The organism is Citrobacter amalonaticus, assembly GCF_002918555.1.
GTDB classification, from domain to species: domain Bacteria; phylum Pseudomonadota; class Gammaproteobacteria; order Enterobacterales; family Enterobacteriaceae; genus Citrobacter_C; species Citrobacter_C amalonaticus_A.
The window spans coordinates 875,360-895,915 of record NZ_PQMB01000002.1 but is presented as its reverse complement, the minus strand read 5'-3'; the positions used below and the strand labels follow the sequence as shown (position 1 = coordinate 895,915).

Below are 20,556 nucleotides of genomic sequence, written 5' to 3'. Positions count from 1 at the left end.
TGAGTTCTTCATCCAGTTCGGGTTTATTCGTCCAGTTTCGGCTGGGGGGAGTCGTCCGGAATTCTGACATGAACCTGAATAATACGACGGCTGTCAGCCATCGCCACCTTGAACTGGTAACCATCGATGTCAATAGTTTCCCCGCGCGCGGGCAGGTGACCAAACGCCTGCATCACTAGTCCACCAATAGTGTCGACCTCTTCGTCGCTGAAGCTGGTGCCAAAGGCTTCGTTGAAGTCTTCAATGGGCGCGAGAGCGCGAATGGTCCAGGTGTGGCGACTGAGCTGACGGAAGTCGATATCGTCTTCTTCGTCGTATTCGTCTTCAATTTCACCGACGATCAGCTCCAGGATGTCTTCAATCGTCACCAGACCTGAAACACCGCCGAATTCATCGATGACGATAGCCATATGGTAACGCTGGGAGCGGAACTCTTTGAGCATCCGATCAACGCGTTTGCTCTCCGGGACGACAACGGCCTGGCGTAACACTTTTTCCATGCTGAAGGCTTCGGCATCACTGCGCATAAACGGCAGCAGATCCTTGGCCATCAGAATCCCTTCAATGTGATCTTTATCTTCGCTGATTACCGGAAAGCGCGAGTGGGCGGACTCGATGATAACATCAAGGCACTCATCCAGAGTCTGGTTGCGTTTCAGGGTAATCATCTGGGAACGGGGGATCATGATGTCGCGAACGCGTTGGTCCGCAATGTCCATTACCCCTTCGAGCATATCGCGCGTATCTTCATCGATAAGGTCGTTTTGCCCGGAATCACGGATCAGCGCCAGCAGTTCGTCACGGTTTTTTGGTTCACCGTGGAAAAGTTGGCTCAGTAACAGGGAGAAAAATCCCTTTTTGCTGTTTAAGGTGTCACTACTGTGTGAATTGTCGTCGCTCATGGCGTCGTATGGGTTCTCATGTTGGTTAATGGGTCGCTCAGTGCGCGCAAACTCAGCGCATGGCTTCACGGGAGGTCGGGCGCGTACCCGACAGCTTATTCCTTCTCGGCAATGTACGGATCCTCATAGCCCAGAGCAAGCATAATCTCTGTTTCGAGGGATTCCATCTCTTCCGCTTCGTCATCTTCGATGTGGTCGTAGCCCAGTAAATGCAGGCTGCCGTGTACCACCATGTGCGCCCAGTGGGCATCCAGCGGCTTGCCTTGTTCCTGCGCCTCCTGCTCAACCACCTGACGGCAGATGATCAGATCGCCCAGCAGCGGCATCTCAATGCCAGGCGGTGCCTCAAACGGGAAAGAGAGCACGTTGGTCGGCTTATCCTTCCCGCGATACGTCAGGTTAAGGTTATGGCTTTCAGCTTCGTCCACCAGACGAATCGTGACTTCTGATTCTTCCTGAAACTGGGGAATGACCGCATTCAGCCATGTCTGAAACTGGCTCTCTTGCGGCAAACCGGCGTTATTCTCACACGCCAGCTGTAAATCAAGGATCACCTGACTCATTTCTGTTCCTGCTCCTGGGCTTCACGCTTGCGCTCTGCCGCCAGCTCTGCTTTACGTTTTTGTTCCGCTTCTTCCCAGGCCTCATAGGCGTTAACGATGCGGGCAACCACCGGGTGGCGCACGACGTCTTCGCTGTGGAAGAAGTTAAAGCTAATTTCGTCAACCTCGGCCAGTACCTCAATTGCGTGACGCAGGCCGGACTTCGTGTTCCGCGGCAGGTCTATCTGAGTAATGTCGCCGGTGATCACCGCTTTTGAGTTAAAACCAATGCGGGTCAGGAACATCTTCATCTGTTCGATGGTGGTGTTCTGGCTTTCATCGAGAATGATAAAGGCGTCGTTCAGCGTACGACCGCGCATATAGGCCAGCGGGGCGACTTCAATCACGTTACGCTCAATCAGCTTTTCGACCTTCTCAAAGCCGAGCATCTCGAACAGCGCGTCATACAGCGGGCGCAGATAAGGGTCTACCTTCTGGCTCAGATCGCCCGGGAGGAAGCCCAGCTTTTCACCAGCCTCAACCGCCGGACGGGTCAACAAAATCCGACGAATTTCCTGGCGTTCAAGGGCATCAACGGCAGCGGCAACGGCCAGGTAAGTTTTGCCGGTACCGGCAGGACCGACGCCAAAGGTGATGTCGTGGTCGAGGATATTAGCGATGTACTGCGCCTGGTTCGGCGTGCGTGGCTTAACCACCCCACGCCGGGTTTTGATGTTCACCACTTTGCCATAATCAGGCACGCTTTCGGCGCTCTGCTCAAGCACGCGCGCTTCTTTAATGGCAAGGTGGATCTGTTCCGGTTCAATATCCTGAAGCTGGCCGCGCATGGGGGCAGTATCAACGTACAGACTACGCAGAATATCCGCCGCAGCGGTGACGCAAATCGGGCGACCGGTCAGTTTAAAGTGGTTGTCACGGCGGTTAATCTCGATGCCGAGACGGCGTTCCAGCTGTTTAATGTTGTCATCAAACGGGCCGCAAAGGCTCAGCAGACGGGCATTGTCTGCCGGCTCAAGAGTGATTTCGCGAGTGTCTATGTTCAAACTGTTCCTCTTAATGCATAGAGAGCCGGAAGAACAATATTCACCGGCTGATAAGGAAATTATTCACGCCGCAGAAGAAAGGCGCAAGCACTGCAATAAATATGGGGATGATGAGAGCGATTACAAGGCCCGCCCCGTCATACTTCAAGCCACAGAGGCGTTGCCTGCGGAGTTACTCGTCTCATTCACGAGACTCGCCCTTACGGGCCGTCGCTCAGCGACGTTCAAATCTGTTCCCGACAGATTTGTCGCGCACCCCAGTCACATAGTTATCTATGCTCCTGGGGATTTGCTCGTTTGTCGCCTTTCTGCAACTCGAATTATTTAGGGGGTAGAGGAGGGGCTATGGTGATTAAGGCTGGTAAAAACCGACGCCCAGATCGTTCTCTTTGCGGGTACGGGCAATCACCGATTCCGGGGTTTCTGCGATGCGCAGGCCCATCTCGTCTTCGGTACGCACCACTTTACCGCGCAGAGAGTTTGTCCACACGTCGGTGATTTCCACATCGACAAACTTCCCGATCATGTCCGGGGAGCCTTCAAAGTTCACGACACGGTTGTTTTCGGTACGACCAGACAGCTCCATAATGCTCTTACGTGAAGTGCCTTCCACCAGAATGCGCTGAACGGTGCCAAGCATACGACGGCTCCAGGCCATCGCCTGCTGGTTGATACGCTCTTGCAGAATATACAGGCGCTGCTTTTTCTCTTCTTCCGGCACGTCATCAACCATATCGGCTGCCGGCGTTCCCGGACGCGCGGAAAAGATAAAGCTGTAGCTCATGTCGAAATTGACATCGGCAATCAGCTTCATGGTCTGTTCGAAATCCTGGGTGGTTTCGCCTGGGAAGCCGACGATGAAGTCGGAACTTATCTGAATATCCGGACGCGCCGCCCGCAGTTTACGAATGATAGCTTTATATTCCAGCCCGGTATGGGTACGCCCCATCAGGTTGAGCACGCGGTCGGAGCCACTCTGTACCGGCAGGTGCAGGAAACTCACCAGCTCCGGCGTGTCGCGGTAAACTTCGATGATATCATCGGTGAACTCAATGGGGTGGCTGGTGGTGAAGCGGATCCGGTCGATCCCGTCAATGGCGGCTACCAGACGCAGCAGATCGGCGAACGATCCGCTGGTGCCGTCGTAGTTCTCACCGCGCCAGGCGTTAACGTTCTGGCCGAGCAGGTTCACTTCGCGCACACCCTGAGCGGCAAGCTGGGCGATTTCAAACAGAATATCGTCGGATGGACGGCTGACCTCTTCACCGCGGGTGTAAGGCACCACGCAGTAGGTACAATATTTGTTGCAGCCTTCCATAATGGAGACAAACGCGGTTGGGCCTTCGGCGCGTGGTTCCGGCAGACGGTCGAACTTCTCGATCTCCGGGAAGCTGATGTCTACCACCGGGCTGCGGTTGCCGCGAACAGAGTTAATCATTTCCGGCAGGCGATGTAGCGTTTGCGGACCAAAAATAATATCAACATAGTGCGCGCGTTGACGGATATGCTCGCCTTCCTGAGAAGCCACGCAGCCCCCGACGCCGATAATCAGATCCGGGTTCTTTTCTTTTAACAGTCTCCAGCGGCCTAACTGATGGAAGACTTTTTCCTGAGCCTTCTCGCGGATTGAGCAGGTATTCAGCAGCAGCACATCCGCTTCTTCCGCCACGTCGGTCAGCTGATACCCGTGGGTAGCGTCCAGCAGATCGGCCATCTTCGATGAATCGTACTCGTTCATCTGACAGCCCCAGGTTTTAATATGGAGTTTTTTGGTCATCGACTTGCTCTTGCGAAATAGTAGCCAGGAATGCAGGGCGCATAGTGTAATGCTTCGGCGCGGTTGTGACCAGTATGACCGTTATCAGCCTCAAGGGGTAAAAAATCCTGTAAACTTACACAATACATGTAACAGGATGATTGACCATGACAAATCAACCAACGGAAATTGCCATTGTCGGCGGGGGAATGGTCGGTGGCGCGCTGGCGCTGGGGCTGGCGCAGCATGGATTTACCGTTACGGTGATTGAACATGCCGCACCGGCGCCTTTTGTGGCTGACAGCCAGCCTGATGTGCGCATTTCAGCGATAAGCGCATCATCGGTCTCGCTGCTGAAAGGTCTGGGGGTTTGGGAGGCGGTTCAGGCGATGCGCAGCCATCCGTATCGTCGGCTGGAAACCTGGGAGTGGGAGAATGCCCATGTGGTGTTTGATGCCGCGGAACTTAAACTGCCTTTGCTTGGGTATATGGTCGAGAACAGCGTTCTGCAACAGGCGCTCTGGCAGGCGCTGGAACGACATCCGAAGGTGACGCTGCGCGTTCCTGCCTCTCTGATTGCCCTGCATCGCGACAACGATCGACATGTCCTGGAACTGGCTGGCGGTGAACGTATCTGCGCAAAACTGGTGATTGGCGCGGATGGGGCCAATTCCCAGGTGCGTCAAATGGCCGGAATTGGCATTCATGCCTGGCAGTATGCGCAGTCGTGCATGTTGATTACCGTACAGTGTGAGAACGAACCCGGCGACAGCACCTGGCAGCAGTTTACCCCGGACGGGCCGCGTGCGTTTCTGCCGCTATTTGACAACTGGGCATCGCTGGTGTGGTATGACGCTCCGGCGCGGATCCGTCAGTTGCAGGGGATGAGTATGCCGCAGTTGCAGAATGAAATTAACAAACACTTCCCATCCCGGCTGGGAGCGGTGACGCCCGTCGCATCGGGTGCATTCCCGCTTACCCGTCGCCATGCGTTGCAGTATGTTCAGCCAGGACTTGCGCTGGTAGGCGATGCGGCGCACACCATTCATCCTTTAGCCGGGCAGGGGGTAAACCTGGGCTATCGCGATGTTGACGCGCTGCTGGATGTGCTGGTGAATGCCCGCAGCTACGGTGAATCCTGGGCCAGCCAGCCGGTACTCAAACGTTATCAGGCGCGCCGCATGGCGGATAACTTCGTTATGCAGAGCGGGATGGATCTGTTCTATGCCGGATTCAGCAATAATCTCCAGCCGCTGCGTATTATGCGCAATCTTGGGCTGATGGCGGCAGAACGCGCTGGCGTGCTGAAACGCCAGGCGCTGAAATATGCGTTAGGGTTGTAATCAGGGGGCCCGGTGGGAGCGATGCTTACCGGGCCTGCTATCAGGCAAGAAATTCAGAAAAGCAAAAAGCCCGCCGAAGCGAGCTTTTCTAAGGTGGCTGGGGTACGAGGATTCGAACCTCGGAATGCCGGAATCAGAATCCGGTGCCTTACCGCTTGGCGATACCCCAATTATACCGTTTCGTATCTCGTGCCGGACTCAGCCCGATGCCTTACAGCCTGGAGATACCTCAATTATACCGTCTCGTATCTCGTGCCGGACTCAGCCGTCTGGAGATACCCCAATTATTGGGCTTCTTGCGTTCGTTGTCTGAACGTCTTTTAAATTTGGCTGGGGTACGAGGATTCGAACCTCGGAATGCCGGAATCAGAATCCGGTGCCTTACCGCTTGGCGATACCCCAATTATACCGTCTCGTATCTCGTGCCGAACTCAGCCCGGTGCCTTACAGCCTGGAGATACCCCAATTATACCGTCTCGTATCTCGTGCCGGACTCAGCCCGGTGCCTTACCGCCTGGAGATACTCCAGTTATGTCTTTTTTCGAACCTGTCAACGTGAATCAACATGCTCTGAATATGGTGGCTACGACGGGATTCGAACCTGTGACCCCATCATTATGAGTGATGTGCTCTAACCAACTGAGCTACGTAGCCAGATATTTCTTCGATGGCTGGGGTACCTGGATTCGAACCAGGGAATGCCGGTATCAAAAACCGGTGCCTTACCGCTTGGCGATACCCCAATGACCGTCGCGGTAATCCGCAAACTCGAAGAAATATGGCTGGGGTACCTGGATTCGAACCAGGGAATGCCGGTATCAAAAACCGGTGCCTTACCGCTTGGCGATACCCCATCCGTGCAACGCGTACTGGTGAATGGTGCGGGAGGCGAGACTTGAACTCGCACACCTTGCGGCGCCAGAACCTAAATCTGGTGCGTCTACCAATTTCGCCACTCCCGCAAAAAAGATGGTGGCTACGACGGGATTCGAACCTGTGACCCCATCATTATGAGTGATGTGCTCTAACCAACTGAGCTACGTAGCCATCTTTTTTCGCGCGTTACCTTATCGGCGTTGCGGGGCGCATTATGCGTATTGAGCCTTGAAGCGTCAACCCCTTTTTCATCGAAAACGACCGGAATGTGACTGTTTGGTTAGGTTGCGAACAGCGTGACGCAATATTCGGCAATTATTGGTTATTAAACGTTTTCGGGACAGGATTTCAGGATAAAAAAAGGGCTCTGTTGAGCCCTTTTCATCACGCTGACTTATTTATAAGCCGACTGGTGTACGCCGACGGCGCGACCCGATGGATCGTTCATTGTTTTGAATGCTTCATCCCATTCGATGGCTTTCGCAGAAGAGCAGGCGACGGACGGCCCGCCAGGTACGCACTCGGCGGCGCTCGGGACCGGGAACAGCTCTTCAAATATCTCACGGTACAGATACGCTTCTTTTGATGAAGGCGTGTTGTACGGGAAGCGGAAGCGAGCGGTTTCCAGTTGTTGGTCGGAAATCTGCTCTGCCGCCACCTCTTTTAAGGTATCGATCCAGCTGTAACCTACGCCGTCAGAGAACTGCTCTTTCTGACGCCACGCCACGCTTGCCGGCAGGTAGGATTCAAAACATTCGCGCAGGATATGTTTTTCCATTTTGCCATTGCCACACATTTTGTCTTCCGGGTTGATACGCATCGCCACATCGAGAAATTTCTTGTCGAGGAACGGTACGCGAGCTTCTACGCCCCAGGCGGACATCGCTTTGTTGGCGCGTGCGCAGTCAAACATATGCAGCGCCTGCAGTTTACGGACGGTCTCTTCGTGCAACTCTTTAGCGTTTGGCGCTTTATGGAAGTACAGATAGCCGCCAAACACTTCGTCAGATCCCTCGCCGGAGAGCACCATTTTGATTCCCATCGCTTTGATTTTACGCGACATCAGATACATTGGCGTAGAGGCGCGGATAGTGGTGACATCGTAGGTTTCAATGTGATAAATCACGTCGCGGATCGCGTCCAGACCTTCCTGCACGGTGAAGTGGATTTCATGGTGCACGGTACCGAGATGGTTCGCCACTTCCTGAGCGGCTTTCAGATCCGGAGAACCTTCCAGACCTACGGCGAAAGAGTGCAACTGGGGCCACCAGGCTTCTGAACGCTCCTGATCCTCTACGCGACGAGCGGCGAATTTCTTGGTGATTGCAGAAATCACCGAAGAGTCCAGGCCGCCGGAGAGCAGCACGCCGTAAGGGACATCTGACATCAGGTGGCTTTTGACGGCCTCTTCCAGCGCCTGGCGCAATTCGTTTTTGTCGGTGACGTTGTCTTTGACTGCATCATACCCGAACCAGTCACGCTGATAGTACTGACGGATTTCCCCGTCTTTGCTCCACAGGTAGCTGCCCGCCGGGAACTCTTTAATGGTGCGACAAACCGGCACCAGCGCTTTCATTTCAGAAGCAACATAAAAGTTGCCGTGCTCGTCATAGCCCATATACAGCGGGATGATACCGATATGGTCACGGCCAATCAGATATGCATCCTGCTCGCTGTCGTACAGCGCAAAGGCAAACATACCCTGCAAGGAGTCGAGGAATTCCGGCCCCTTTTCCTGATACAGCGCGAGGATCACTTCGCAGTCGGAACCGGTCTGGAACTGATAGCGATCGCCATATTCTGCGCGCAGCGCCTGATGGTTGTAGATCTCTCCGTTAACGGCCAGCACGTGGGTTTTCTTTTCGTTATACAGCGGCTGAGCGCCCGCGTTGACGTCAACAATAGACAGACGTTCATGGGCCAGGATCGCCTGATCGCAGGCATAAATGCCTGACCAGTCCGGGCCGCGATGGCGCATCAGGCGTGACAGCTCGAGGGCTTTTTTCCGCAGTTCAACCGCGTCAGTTTTGATATCGAATACGCCGAAAATAGAACACATAACTTTCTCCGTTAACCCGTTGTGCGGTGCTTTACTGTTTGCTTGTTTTAGAAAATGCCGCAAAGGGGCGAGAGGCGCAAGAGATTTACAGGCAGAAAAGGAAAAAACGCAATAACGATTGCTGATTGATAAAAAAAGAATACGTAATGAGCGCGTTTATTAGTGAATATTCATTTTTATGGCGTTTTTATTGAATGAGTGATTTTGCTTCTGATGTGCAAATGAAAAACCACGTCCTGGGACGTGGCTGGCTTCAGATGACGTCGATTTCGGCGACGGAAGGGTAGATCCAACTGGGTCTGAACGGCATGCTGTCGATATCGTCAATGGTCGATACGCCGGAAAGCACCAGAATGGTTTCAAGACCCGCCTGGAATCCTGCCAGAATATCGGTACGCAGGTTATCACCCACAATCACCGTTTCTTCCGAATGCGCCTGCATTTTGTTTAACGCCGCGCGAATAATCCACGGGCTGGGTTTGCCGACGTAGAACGGTTTGCGTCCGGAAATCTTCTCAATACCGGCACAGAGCGCACCGCAGGCGGGATAAAAACCACGGCCGTGGGTGTCGGGGTTGGTGGCGATAAAGCGTGCGCCATTCGCCACAAAATAGGCGGCTTTATGCATCATGTCCCAGTTATAGGAGCGGGTTTCACCGACAATCACGAAGTCCGGGTTAACGTCGGTAATGGTAAAACCGGCTTTATACAGTTCGTGAATCAACGCGCCTTCGCCCACGACGTAGGCCTTCTTGCCTTCCTGACGACGCAGGAAATCGGCGGTTGCCATGGCGGAGGTATAAAACACGCTGTCCGGTACGTTAACGCCAGCGGTCGCAAAGCGGTTTGCCAGATCCTGGCCGGTCTGTGACGGGTAATTGGTTAGCAGAACCAGCGGCAACCCTTTTTCTAATACTCCCGTCAGGAATTCTGCCGCGCCGGGAACGGCTACGTTGTCGTGCATCAGCACGCCGTCGATATCACAAATTACATTCTTGATGGTCATGAACTACCCAGAGATTCTGTTAGTAATCAGATATTATACCCTTCAAATTGTATTTTTGTTGGCTACGTCCACTCACCCCAGTCACATCGACTTGCCGCCTCGATACAATTCGAAATCCATTAGGTATATAAGAGCGCTTCAGTTTTCCAGCAAATGCTGTAACAGCGTGCCGTTAAGCATTGCGCGCTTCACCAGCGCAAAGGCGCCAATGGCGGAACGGTGGTCCAGCGTCGAGCGCACCACCGGTAAATTCTTACGAAACGCCTTCAGTGCCTGAGTGTTGATACAGCTTTCAATCGCCGGGAGCAGCACTTTATCGGCTTCAATAATTTCCCCGGCAATGACGATTTTTTGCGGATTAAACAGGTTAATGGCAATCGCGATCGTTTTACCCAGATGGCGTCCTACGTGTTCAATGACTTCGGATGCCAGGCTATCGCCCTTATTAGCCGCTTTGCAGATGGTTTTGATGGTGCAATCATCCAGCGGCACGCGGCTCTGGTAGCCTTGCTTCAGTAAATTGAGGACGCGTTGTTCAATGGCGGCATTGGCGGCGATAGTCTCCAGACAGCCGAAGTTCCCGCAGTGGCAGCGTTCGCCCAGCGGCTCAACCTGAATATGACCAATCTCGCCAACGTTGCCATTACGGCCAATAAAGATTCGTCCGTTAGAAATAATTCCGGCACCGGTACCGCGGTGAACGCGCACCAGAATGGAGTCTTCACAATCCTGACTTGCACCGAAGTAGTGCTCTGCCAGAGCCAGACTACGGATATCGTGACCGACAAAACAGGTCACGCGAAAACGTTGTTCCAGCGCCTCAACCAGCCCCCAGTTTTCCACCTGAATATGCGGCATATAGTGGATCATGCCGCTATCGGGATCGACAAGGCCGGGCAGGATCACGGAGATAGCAATTAACTCGCGAATTTTGCGCTGGCTGGTATCGATAAAGGTGGTGATCGCATTGAGCAACGCATGTTCCAGCGTCTCCTGAGTGCGCTCCGGCAAAGGATAGTGCTCCTCGGCCAGCACTTTGCTGCTCAGATCAAAAAGGGTGATGGTCGCATCATGGCGACCAAGCCGGACGCCAATGGCGTGGAAATTGCGGGTTTCGGTAACAATAGAGATAGCGCGGCGGCCCCCGGTGGAGGCCTGCTGATCGACTTCTTTGATCAGCCCGCGTTCAATAAGCTGACGCGTAATTTTGGTTACGCTGGCGGGGGCAAGCTGACTTTGCTCGGCTATCTGGATCCGCGAGATTGGCCCATGCTGGTCAATCAGGCGGTAAACGGCCGCGCTGTTAAGCTGTTTTACGAGATCAACATTCCCTATCTGAGCTTGTCCGCCTGGTGTCATATTTTCTCTTATTGAGTAACGACCTCGTTACCATTAACGATGGTCTTGATGATTTTAAAGTCATGCGTGAAAGCGGTCAGGTTTGCCACTTTGCCTGCGGCAATGCTGCCGAGCTGTTTGTCGACGCCAATCGCACGAGCCGGGTAGAGCGTAGCCATACGCAGGACTTCGTCGAGGGCGATACCGCAATGTTCAACCAGGTTACGCACGCCTTCGATCATGGTCAATGCCGAACCGCTGAGCGTACCGTTTTCATCCACACACAGCCCATTGCGGTAGTATATTGTTTTACCAGCAAAAATGAACTGTTCAATGTTTGCGCCTGCGGGCGCGGTTGCATCGGTGACCAGGCAGAGCTTGTCGCCTTTCAGCCGTTTGGCGTTGCGAATGTTGGCGTAGTCAACGTGCAGGCCATCAGCAATGACGCCGCAGTAGATGTCTGCTTCATCCAGAATTGCCCCTGCCAGACCCGGTTCACGCCCGGTGATATACGGCATTGCATTGAACAAGTGAGTGGCGAAAGTAATCCCTGCACGAAACCCGGCCTTCGCTTCTTTCAGCGTGGCGTTGGAGTGGCCGGCAGAGACGACAATACCGGCATTCGCCAGTTTGCCGATCGTTTCAGCGGGAACCTTTTCCGGCGCCAGCGTCACTTTGGCGATCACATCGGCATTATCGCACAGGAAATCGACCAGCGCAGCGTCAGGTTGACGGACAAAATTTGGATTGTGGGTGCCTTTTTTCACCAGGTTCAGCCACGGGCCTTCCAGATGAAGACCTAATGCCTGATTCGGATACTTTTCCAGATATTCGCGCATAACGCGGACACCTTGCTTCATCAGGTCATCGCTGGTGGTAATCAGCGTCGGCAGGTAGCTGGTGCAGCCGGATTTCTCATTGGCTTTTTGCATGATCTCCAGCGTTTCAACGGTCACGGCTTCTGCCGTATCGTTAAACTGCACGCCGCCGCAGCCGTTTAGCTGCACATCAATAAAACCGGGGGAGAGAATGGCCCCATTCAGCGAGCGTTGTTCAATATCTGCCGGCAGTTCGGCCACTGGACAGATGCTTTCGATCAGGCCATTAGCGACAACAACCGCATGGTCATCAAGAATTTCGTGACCGGTAAAGATCCGGCCCTGGGTTAAAGCGTACATTCCGACCCCCGATTTCAAAAAATACCGCCCCGCTGCGTGGCAGGGCGGAGACAGCATTACAGATCTTTAATATTTTCTGCTTCTAACTCATTGAAGTATTTCAACGTCTTCACTTTCAGCTCCATGGTGGATGGCTCATCACACACCACAACGGCTTTCGGGTGCAGTTGCAGACAGCTAATGGTCCACATGTGGTTGACGTTACCTTCAACCGCCGCCTGCAGCGCCTGGGCTTTCTGATGACCCAGCACCAGAATCATCACTTCTTCTGCATCCAGCAGCGTACCCACGCCTACGGTCAGCGCGTATTTAGGCACCTGGCTTACGTCGCCGTCAAAGAAGCGGGAGTTTGCCACACGGGTGTCATGGGTCAGCGTTTTGATACGGGTACGGGAAGCCAGCGAAGAGGCTGGTTCGTTAAACGCGATGTGACCGTCGTTACCCACGCCGCCCATAAACAGATGGATTTTACCGTAGGAACGGATTTTTTCTTCGTACTGACGGCATTCTGCATCGATATCCGGAGCATTGCCATTGAGCAGATTGATGTTTTCTGCTGGAATATCAACGTGATCGAAAAAGTTACGGTGCATGAAGCTGTGATAGCTTTCCGGATGCTCCTTCGGCAGACCTACATATTCATCCATGTTGAAGGTGACAACATGTTTGAAACTTACCTGGCCCGCTTTGTGCATTTCAACTAATGCTTTATAGGCGGTCAGAGGGGTACCGCCGGTGGGCAGGCCCAGTACAAACGGACGATCCGCAGTGGGTTTAAACGCATTGATGCGGTTAACGATATGGCGGGCAGCCCATTTGCCGACCTGTTCAGCGGAAGTCAGGGGAATCAGTCTCATTCTTCACCTCAGAAAGTAAATGTAAGAAGTTGGCGGATTGAGCGCCTTATAAGCGTAACCTGGATTTGAATGGACAGGAGCCAATCCGTCATGATTTTTTGAATGATAAAATAAGTTTTGGCAGTTAGCCAGTATGAGGGAGCAATCATAACGATATTTGGTGACTAAAATCACAAAAAACACGCTTTTAATTTGCGATACGAATTAAATTTTCACACACTCTGCAGGAGATGATCTAACAACTCGATTACAGAACATCGCGTTTTTAAAGTCTGCTGCACAATAAAAAAACGGCTTGAAACAAGCCATCGGGGTCTCGTAGGGGGAATAAGATGAATATTTTAGGTTTTTTCCAGCGACTGGGTAGGGCGTTACAGCTCCCTATCGCAGTGCTGCCGGTGGCGGCACTGTTGCTGCGATTCGGCCAACCAGATTTACTAAACGTAGCCTTCATCGCGCAAGCGGGTGGGGCGATTTTTGATAACCTCGCGCTGATCTTCGCTATCGGTGTGGCATCCAGCTGGTCAAAAGACAGCGCAGGTGCGGCAGCGCTGGCGGGGGCGGTAGGTTACTTCGTGCTGACCAAGGCAATGGTTACCATCAACCCGGAAATCAACATGGGTGTCCTGGCGGGTATCATTACCGGTCTGGTCGGTGGGGCTGTCTATAACCGTTGGGCGGGCATCAAGCTGCCTGATTTCCTGAGCTTCTTCGGCGGCAAACGTTTTGTGCCAATCGCGACCGGCTTCTTCTGCCTGGTGTTAGCGGCAATCTTCGGCTACATATGGCCGCCGGTTCAGCACGCTATCCATGCCGGCGGTGAGTGGATCGTGTCTGCGGGCGCGCTGGGCTCCGGTATCTTTGGTTTCATCAACCGTCTGCTGATCCCAACCGGTCTGCATCAGGTGCTGAATACCATCGCCTGGTTCCAGATTGGTGAATATACCAACGCCGCGGGGGCTATTTTCCACGGTGATATCAACCGCTTCTACGCCGGTGACGGCACTGCGGGCATGTTCATGTCCGGCTTCTTCCCGATCATGATGTTTGGTCTGCCGGGTGCGGCACTGGCGATGTACTTCGCTGCGCCGAAAGCGCGTCGTCCGATGGTCGGCGGTATGCTGCTGTCCGTTGCAGTCACCGCGTTCCTGACCGGTGTTACTGAGCCGCTGGAATTCCTGTTCATGTTCCTGGCGCCGCTTCTGTATCTCCTGCACGCAGTCCTGACCGGCATCAGCCTGTTTATTGCCACCCTGCTGGGTATTCACGCAGGCTTCTCTTTCTCCGCGGGCGCAATCGACTATGTGTTGATGTACAGCCTGCCGGCGGCGAGTCAGAACGTCTGGATGCTGCTGGTTATGGGCGTGGCCTTCTTCGTTATCTACTTCCTGCTGTTCAGCGCGGTTATTCGCATGTTTAACCTGAAAACGCCGGGCCGTGAAGATAAAGAAGACGATATCGTTACTGAAGAAGCGAACAGCAACACGGAAGAAGGTCTGACCCAACTGGCAACCAGCTACATTGCTGCGGTTGGTGGGACTGACAACCTGAAGGCGATTGATGCGTGCATTACCCGTCTGCGCCTGACCGTTGGTGACTCTGCTCGCGTGAGCGACGCAATGTGTAAACGTCTGGGTGCATCCGGCGTGGTGAAACTGAACAAACAGACCATTCAGGTCATTGTTGGGGCGAAAGCGGAATCTATCGGCGACGCCATGAAGAAAGTGGTCGTGCGTGGTCCGGTTGCGGCAGCGTCTGCTGATGCGGCTCCGGCAGCAGCGGCTCCGGTTGCGAAACCGCAGGCTGTAGCGAACGCAGTAACCGTTGAAACTTTAGTTTCTCCGATTACCGGTGACGTGGTTGCGCTGGAGCAGGTGCCTGATGAAGCCTTCGCCAGCAAAGCGGTAGGCGACGGCGTGGCGGTGAAGCCAACGGATAAAATCGTGGTTGCTCCGGCTGCCGGCACCATCGTGAAAATCTTCAACACTAACCATGCGTTCTGTCTGGAAACCGTTAAAGGCGCGGAAATCGTGGTCCACATGGGCATCGATACTGTAACGCTGGAAGGTAAAGGCTTTAAGCGTCTGGTTGAAGAAGGTGCGGAAGTGACTGCAGGTCAACCGATTCTGGAAATGGATCTGGAGTTCCTGAACGCCAACGCACGCTCCATGATTAGCCCGGTTGTGTGCAGCAACAGCGATGATTTCGGTGCTCTGGTCATTAAAGCCGAAGGTCATGTGGTTGCTGGTCAAACACCACTGTATGAGATTAAAGGTAAATAACTGCTCCTGAGTAAAGTGAGTTAAGTGCCTTAAGCGGCGGGGGATATTCCTCCGCCGCTTTTTTTTGCAGCAAATACCCTCATATATCCTGTTGAAACACCTTTTTTGTGTAACTAATAGTTGTCTCCTGACGTCGCTTATAAGATCATGTTCCGTTATACGTTGTTTACGCTTTGAGGAATCCACGATGAGTGAGGCTGAAGCCCGCCCGAGTAACTTTATTCGTCAGATCATTGATGAAGATCTGGCCAGTGGTAAGCACACCACTATCCATACACGTTTTCCGCCGGAGCCAAATGGCTATCTGCACATTGGCCACGCGAAATCCATTTGTCTGAACTTTGGCATTGCGCAAGATTACCAGGGCCAGTGCAACCTGCGTTTTGATGATACGAACCCGGTTAAAGAAGATATCGAGTACGTTGAGTCGATTAAAAACGACGTTGAATGGTTAGGTTTCCACTGGACTGGCGATATTCGCTACTCTTCGGATTACTTCGATCAGCTTCACGCCTATGCCGTAGAGCTTATTAATAAAGGCCTGGCGTACGTTGATGAACTGTCAGCGGAGGAAATCCGCGAATACCGCGGCACCCTGACGCAGCCGGGCAAAAACAGCCCGTTCCGCGATCGTAGCGTCGAAGAGAACCTGGCACTGTTTGAAAAAATGCGTACCGGTGGTTTTGAAGAAGGTAAAGCCTGCCTGCGCGCGAAAATCGATATGGCTTCGCCGTTTATCGTGATGCGCGATCCGGTGCTGTACCGTATTAAGTTCGCCGAACACCACCAGACCGGCAACAAGTGGTGCATCTACCCGATGTACGATTTCACCCACTGCATCAGCGATGCGCTGGAAGGCATTACGCATTCACTGTGTACGCTGGAGTTCCAGGATAACCGTCGTTTGTACGACTGGGTGCTGGACAACATCACCATTCCGGTTCACCCGCGCCAGTACGAATTCTCGCGTCTGAATCTGGAATACACCGTGATGTCCAAGCGCAAGCTGAACCTGCTGGTCGCTGACAAACACGTTGAAGGCTGGGACGATCCGCGTATGCCGACGATTTCTGGCCTGCGTCGTCGTGGTTATACCGCTGCGGCTATTCGTGAGTTCTGCAAACGCATTGGCGTGACCAAGCAGGACAACACGATTGAGATGGCATCGCTGGAATCCTGTATCCGCGAAGATCTGAACGAAAACGCCCCGCGTGCGATGGCGGTTATCGATCCGGTAAAACTGGTGATTGAAAACTACCCGCAGGGCGAAAGCGAAATGGTTACCATGCCTAACCATCCGAACAAGCCGGAAATGGGCAGCCGTGAAGTACCGTTTAGCGGTGAAATTTGGATCGATCGCGCCGACTTCCGCGAAGAAGCCAACAAGCAGTACAAGCGTCTGGTGATGGGCAAAGAGGTGCGTCTGCGTAATGCTTACGTGATCAAGGCTGAACGTGTAGAGAAAGATGCTGAAGGCAATATCACCACCATTTTCTGTACCTACGATGCTGACACCCTGAGCAAAGATCCGGCTGATGGTCGTAAAGTAAAAGGTGTTATTCACTGGGTGAGCGCGTCCCATGCGCTGCCGATTGAAATCCGTTTGTACGATCGTCTGTTTAGCGTGCCAAACCCAGGTGCGGCGGAAGACTTCCTTTCCGTTATCAACCCGGAATCGCTGGTCATTAAGCAGGGTTACGGTGAGCCGTCGCTGCAGGCTGCGGTTGCAGGTAAAGCGTACCAGTTTGAGCGCGAAGGGTATTTCTGCCTCGACAGTCGCTATGCAACGGCTGACAAGCTGGTGTTTAACCGCACCGTTGGTCTGCGTGATACGTGGGCTAAAGTCGGCGAGTAATTCCTGTCACACTGCCTCAAACGCCGCCGACGCGACGTTTGAGGCGGATTTCTCTGTTTTACTTATGCTGCATTAACGCCTGAACCCGCTGCTGGCTGCGTTCCAGCACCACCGATGTCTCCTGCTTGCCCACCGTGACCTGATTGACCATTTCACTGAGGATCATGGAGCCGGTAATATCCCCCATCCGCGTAAAGTTCTTCTCGCCGACCGATCCAAAGACTTGCATATTCGGGTACTGGGCAATCAGCTGTTCAGGGAGACTGCCAAAGACTTTGACGGCAGGGTTGTCCTTCCAGCTGACGTTTTGCGCGGCGGCCTTCGTCACCGGCAGCATGGCCCCCGGCGACATCAATACCCAGTCCGCCGCGTTCTGCGCCTGTCCCATAAAGCTGACAAATTTTTCGGCGGCTTTCGTCTCTGCCTCAGTCTGACCGGTCGTGAGCGTTAATGATGTGATAACGCCAAATACGGCAGGTGATTTTTCGCTCGGCACGACAAAGCCTAAATCCGCCAGTGAGCCATCCTGATAAATCGCTGGCAGGATGTAGGTCGAATAGACCGCCATCGGCGCGGTGCCGTTCATAAAGGCGTCTTTGATTTCTGTTACGTTGTTCGAGCCGGGCATGGTGTAGCGGGCCAGTTCGCGATAATAGTTCAGCGAGGCCTGCATTTCCGCTGAGTTAACCGTGATGTCGCCGTTCGCGTTGAACACATTGGCACCGTTTGAAAGTGCGAACTGGGAGAAGGTTTGTTCGCTCATGACGCTTTCAGCCGTCGGCAGCGCGATGCCATATTTTTTACTGGCGCTGTCGGTCAGCCTGCGTGCCGCCTCCAGCAGCTGCGTCCAGTTTTTGGGTTCGTCGATTCCCGCTTTAGCCAGTACCGATTTCCGATACCAGACCCCCTGCAGCCAGGCGCTGATCGGCACGCCGGTATAGGCCGCTCCGTCTTCGGTTCGAACAATGCGCAGCACGCCGTCGTAGAAGGCGCTTTCGCCTTGCCTGTCGATCAGCGTTTTCACCGCTTTGTGGTCGATAAGCTGCTCTTTATCCATGACTTTGGCATAGTCATGGCTGACCTCGACGACCTCCGGCAGTGACCCTGAGCGGGCAAGGGTAATGATTTTAGTATTATAGGCATCCTCTTCTACGGGAACCTGCTTCACAATAATATCCGGATTCTCTTGCTGAAAGCGGTTGATGATCCCGGCAATGACGGTCTGGCGCTCCTGCTCAACGGCGGAGTGCATAAATTCGATGGTCACCTGCTGCGGTTTATCCTCACAGCCTGAAAGCAAAACGGCGGTCATCAGCGCCAGCATTGTTTTTGATATGTTCATTTTTAATCCCTTGTTGTCGTCCATTTCCGTTGATTAGCAACTGGCGCTGATATGGATAGCGTCCGTCGACAGCGCACCCGCACAAATCAGTAAACCGATCCCGCCATCCATAAAGGCTTCGCGTTCAGCGTCCTCCACGCGCAGCGTTTTACCGTCAACGGTCGCGGAGATAATCTGCCCGTTGATAGCGATATCGAACGAGACAGGGCGCTCGTACACACCGGACAGCGCCGCTTCTGCCAGGACTCTGGTGCTGGTGTCGCGCACGCGGACGATCTGTAATTTTCCGTCGCGCAGGATGCGCGCGGCGTAATAGCGCCTCATCCCCTGCACCCGAAAAGCCAGACCGCCGTACTCCCCTGAATGCAGCGTAATGTCACTCTGAACGCGGTAGTTATCCCACTGCCGGGTTCCGTGAATAATCAATCCCTCGTCGTACTCTTTGGAGATGCGAAAGCTGGTGGGATAGTGGCGCGAAAAGAGATCCACGCCGTTTACCCAGGCCCGCCACCAGAAATTATTTTCCCCTGTGGGTTTTCGCAGGGTCAGCTCAGGCGCGCCGTCCCAGCGCATACTGTCGATGAGCAGGCGACCGCGGGCAACGCGGGCATCGGTGCTGATTGTTACGCCAATCTCGCCGATTGGTTGGCCCTGGCAGTCCGGGAGATCCAACGCCAGCGTTAGCGATTCACCCGGGGCTATGCTCTGCGCGGCGCCGTACTGGGGCGTCAGCTGATTGTTGTCATCATAAACCCGGTAGCAGAGCCGCACGTTTAACGCGGATGTGTTATCCGGTGGCGCAATCAGGGTGGCCTGAAGACGCTGACCTGGGTAGATAAGTGGGGTAGCCATTAAATCGTAGCTGCGCATTTCCACGATTTCAGGCGGGGTAAAGGTTTGCGTGGTCACGCTGGCGTGAAGTCCGGGCGCAAGATGGCGATAGTGCAGACTCAACATCTGCCGCCCCAGGTGCACCTCATTCTTAACCTCAACCGCGGCCGAATTTTCTTCATTAAGCCAGCGGAAACCCTGCACGCTGCCCGGTAGTGAGAAATGGTACTGCGCGCCGGATTTTTTGGCTTCAGGGCGCGGCAGACCGGCAATCTGGTGTCCCAGCCCGACCAGGTAATCGGTGATCCGCACGGCGTTGTTTATGGAGAACCCCCCGTCGGCTGAGGAGATCAGCATTCTGTCCGCCAGCGGCCCGCGCCAGTCCGGGCCTGCGTCAATACCCTGGAGTCCCAGCATAATGGCGGACAGACACCCGACATTCCCCGCATTGCAGTCGGTGTCCCATCCTGACGTATTGACGATGCACTGGGCCTGCTGGAAGTCGTCCGGCGCGTAAAGGATCGCCATAATCATCAGCGCATGATTAGGGATGATGTGACAATTGCTGGGATATTTGTGATAGCCATAGTTGTCGTCGATTCGCTGGCGGGTCGTCTGCCAGTCGTTATCTTCCCGTCGCCAGCGACGGATATCGCCAACCAGCTGGGCTATTTGCGACTCTGCCGGGATCACGGATAATCCAACGTCAATAAGCTGTTCGATCTCCTGGCAGATAAAAGCCTGTGACTCCATCGCCGCCCAGAGCATGGCGGCATACACCGCTTCGCCGCCGTGGCTTACGCTGGCGGCGTTTTTGGCAAGTTCTGCCGCCAGACGGGGCTGTCCCGGTGCGACAAGCGCCCAGCTATCAATAAAGATTTGTGCGCCAATCTGTTCGGCAATCGTTTTCCCGTTGGTCACAATGGCACCGCTTAGCGGAGCCGGAATGCCTTTTTTGAGATTCAGCCAGGCGGTGTGTTCCGTCGAATTACCGTTGCCGCCCCACCAGAGAATGGTGCGCTTATCAATGATGTAATTAAGCCAGCAGTGCCCCATCTGTTCCGCGCTCAGATCCGGCGGCAGGGCATAATCTTCCAGTGCGCGGATAAAGGTAAAGGTTCCGGCGACATCATCGTCGGTGACAACCAGCGGACGGTTAAACTTTTCATGGACGTAATACTGGATCGGCCCCAGCTCCTGCATAATTTTTTCGTAAGTCCACCCTTCGAAAGGGCGGCCAAGATAGACGCCGATTAATTTCCCTAACACACCCGCATAAACGCGCGACTCATAATCTGAAGGCAATTCCATCTGTTTGATCCTTG

14 protein-coding genes and 7 tRNA genes are annotated in these 20,556 nt (G+C 53.9%); 3 read left to right on the top strand and 18 right to left on the bottom strand.

The window, feature by feature from the left end:
* Positions 1-23: 23 nt before the first annotated feature.
* The 4 genes from corC to miaB form a co-directional block, all read right to left on the bottom strand.
* Positions 24-902, bottom strand: coding sequence for a CNNM family magnesium/cobalt transport protein CorC (gene corC, locus C3432_RS09820; protein WP_024130542.1), 879 nt, complete (start codon positions 900-902; stop codon positions 24-26).
* A gap of 95 nt (positions 903-997) precedes the next feature.
* Positions 998-1,465: an rRNA maturation RNase YbeY gene (gene ybeY / locus C3432_RS09815; RefSeq protein ID WP_103776416.1), complete on the bottom strand. Its 468-nt coding sequence runs from the start codon at positions 1,463-1,465 to the stop codon at positions 998-1,000.
* Entirely contained in the window at positions 1,462-2,508 is a 1,047-nt protein-coding gene (locus C3432_RS09810; RefSeq protein WP_103776415.1) for a PhoH family protein, read from the bottom strand. The genes ybeY and C3432_RS09810 overlap by 4 nt, the downstream gene beginning before the upstream one ends.
* Positions 2,509-2,860: 352 nt before the next feature.
* Positions 2,861-4,285, bottom strand: coding sequence for a tRNA (N6-isopentenyl adenosine(37)-C2)-methylthiotransferase MiaB (miaB, locus tag C3432_RS09800; protein ID WP_103776413.1), 1,425 nt, complete (start codon positions 4,283-4,285; stop codon positions 2,861-2,863).
* A gap of 146 nt (positions 4,286-4,431) precedes the next feature.
* Here miaB and ubiF point away from each other — a divergent pair, with 146 nt between their 5' ends.
* Positions 4,432-5,607, top strand: a complete 1,176-nt coding sequence (gene ubiF / locus C3432_RS09795; RefSeq protein ID WP_103776412.1) for a 3-demethoxyubiquinol 3-hydroxylase — start codon at positions 4,432-4,434, stop codon at positions 5,605-5,607.
* Positions 5,608-5,701: 94 nt separating this feature from the next.
* Here ubiF and C3432_RS09790 read toward each other — a convergent pair.
* From C3432_RS09790 to nagB, 12 genes are all read right to left on the bottom strand, one after another.
* Positions 5,702-5,776: transfer RNA gene (locus tag C3432_RS09790), tRNA-Gln, on the bottom strand.
* A 158-nt stretch (positions 5,777-5,934) separates the two neighbouring features.
* Positions 5,935-6,009: transfer RNA gene (locus C3432_RS09785), tRNA-Gln, on the bottom strand.
* A 175-nt stretch (positions 6,010-6,184) separates the two neighbouring features.
* A tRNA-Met gene (locus C3432_RS09780) sits at positions 6,185-6,261 on the bottom strand.
* 14 nt (positions 6,262-6,275) lie between these two features.
* A tRNA-Gln gene (locus C3432_RS09775) sits at positions 6,276-6,350 on the bottom strand.
* Positions 6,351-6,386: 36 nt separating this feature from the next.
* Positions 6,387-6,461 (bottom strand) — tRNA-Gln (locus C3432_RS09770).
* Positions 6,462-6,484: 23 nt separating this feature from the next.
* Positions 6,485-6,569, bottom strand: a tRNA-Leu gene (locus tag C3432_RS09765).
* A gap of 8 nt (positions 6,570-6,577) precedes the next feature.
* Positions 6,578-6,654 (bottom strand) — tRNA-Met (locus C3432_RS09760).
* Between the two features lie 223 nt (positions 6,655-6,877).
* Positions 6,878-8,542: an asparagine synthase B gene (asnB, locus tag C3432_RS09755; RefSeq protein ID WP_103776411.1), complete on the bottom strand. Its 1,665-nt coding sequence runs from the start codon at positions 8,540-8,542 to the stop codon at positions 6,878-6,880.
* Between the two features lie 253 nt (positions 8,543-8,795).
* Positions 8,796-9,548, bottom strand: a complete 753-nt coding sequence (gene nagD / locus C3432_RS09750) for a ribonucleotide monophosphatase NagD (protein WP_103776410.1) — start codon at positions 9,546-9,548, stop codon at positions 8,796-8,798.
* Positions 9,549-9,686: 138 nt separating this feature from the next.
* Positions 9,687-10,907 carry a DNA-binding transcriptional regulator NagC gene (gene nagC / locus C3432_RS09745; protein ID WP_103776409.1) on the bottom strand — a complete coding sequence of 407 codons (1,221 nt, stop codon included), beginning with the start codon at positions 10,905-10,907 and terminating at the stop codon, positions 9,687-9,689.
* Positions 10,908-10,915: 8 nt separating this feature from the next.
* A complete protein-coding gene (gene nagA, locus C3432_RS09740) occupies positions 10,916-12,064 on the bottom strand; it encodes an N-acetylglucosamine-6-phosphate deacetylase (protein WP_103776408.1) in 1,149 nt (382 codons plus the stop codon).
* 56 nt (positions 12,065-12,120) lie between these two features.
* Positions 12,121-12,921, bottom strand: a complete 801-nt coding sequence (gene nagB / locus C3432_RS09735; protein ID WP_103776407.1) for a glucosamine-6-phosphate deaminase — start codon at positions 12,919-12,921, stop codon at positions 12,121-12,123.
* Between the two features lie 332 nt (positions 12,922-13,253).
* Here nagB and nagE point away from each other — a divergent pair, with 332 nt between their 5' ends.
* A complete protein-coding gene (gene nagE, locus C3432_RS09725; protein WP_103776405.1) occupies positions 13,254-15,203 on the top strand; it encodes a PTS N-acetyl glucosamine transporter subunit IIABC in 1,950 nt (649 codons plus the stop codon).
* Between the two features lie 187 nt (positions 15,204-15,390).
* Positions 15,391-17,058, top strand: coding sequence for a glutamine--tRNA ligase (gene glnS, locus C3432_RS09720; protein WP_103776404.1), 1,668 nt, complete (start codon positions 15,391-15,393; stop codon positions 17,056-17,058).
* Between the two features lie 58 nt (positions 17,059-17,116).
* Here the strand turns inward: glnS and C3432_RS09715 are convergent, their stop codons facing one another.
* Both C3432_RS09715 and C3432_RS09710 read right to left on the bottom strand, forming a co-directional pair.
* Positions 17,117-18,400 carry an ABC transporter substrate-binding protein gene (locus C3432_RS09715; protein ID WP_103776403.1) on the bottom strand — a complete coding sequence of 428 codons (1,284 nt, stop codon included), beginning with the start codon at positions 18,398-18,400 and terminating at the stop codon, positions 17,117-17,119.
* Between the two features lie 33 nt (positions 18,401-18,433).
* The gene (locus C3432_RS09710; protein ID WP_103776402.1) at positions 18,434-20,542 is read right to left on the bottom strand and encodes an ADP-ribosylglycohydrolase family protein; all 2,109 of its coding nucleotides are present in this window, start codon (positions 20,540-20,542) and stop codon (positions 18,434-18,436) included.
* Positions 20,543-20,556 lie beyond the last annotated feature (14 nt).

Coding starts and splice junctions, on each gene's coding strand:
- nagC (WP_103776409.1), bottom strand. CDS start 10,907: ATGACACCAGGCGGACAAGCTCAGATAGGGAATGTTGATCTCGTAAAA.
- C3432_RS09715 (WP_103776403.1), bottom strand. CDS start 18,400: ATGAACATATCAAAAACAATGCTGGCGCTGATGACCGCCGTTTTGCTT.
- glnS (WP_103776404.1), top strand. CDS start 15,391: ATGAGTGAGGCTGAAGCCCGCCCGAGTAACTTTATTCGTCAGATCATT.
- nagA (WP_103776408.1), bottom strand. CDS start 12,064: ATGTACGCTTTAACCCAGGGCCGGATCTTTACCGGTCACGAAATTCTT.
- corC (WP_024130542.1), bottom strand. CDS start 902: ATGAGCGACGACAATTCACACAGTAGTGACACCTTAAACAGCAAAAAG.
- ubiF (WP_103776412.1), top strand. CDS start 4,432: ATGACAAATCAACCAACGGAAATTGCCATTGTCGGCGGGGGAATGGTC.
- C3432_RS09710 (WP_103776402.1), bottom strand. CDS start 20,542: ATGGAATTGCCTTCAGATTATGAGTCGCGCGTTTATGCGGGTGTGTTA.
- nagE (WP_103776405.1), top strand. CDS start 13,254: ATGAATATTTTAGGTTTTTTCCAGCGACTGGGTAGGGCGTTACAGCTC.
- asnB (WP_103776411.1), bottom strand. CDS start 8,542: ATGTGTTCTATTTTCGGCGTATTCGATATCAAAACTGACGCGGTTGAA.
- nagB (WP_103776407.1), bottom strand. CDS start 12,921: ATGAGACTGATTCCCCTGACTTCCGCTGAACAGGTCGGCAAATGGGCT.
- nagD (WP_103776410.1), bottom strand. CDS start 9,548: ATGACCATCAAGAATGTAATTTGTGATATCGACGGCGTGCTGATGCAC.
- ybeY (WP_103776416.1), bottom strand. CDS start 1,465: ATGAGTCAGGTGATCCTTGATTTACAGCTGGCGTGTGAGAATAACGCC.
- miaB (WP_103776413.1), bottom strand. CDS start 4,285: ATGACCAAAAAACTCCATATTAAAACCTGGGGCTGTCAGATGAACGAG.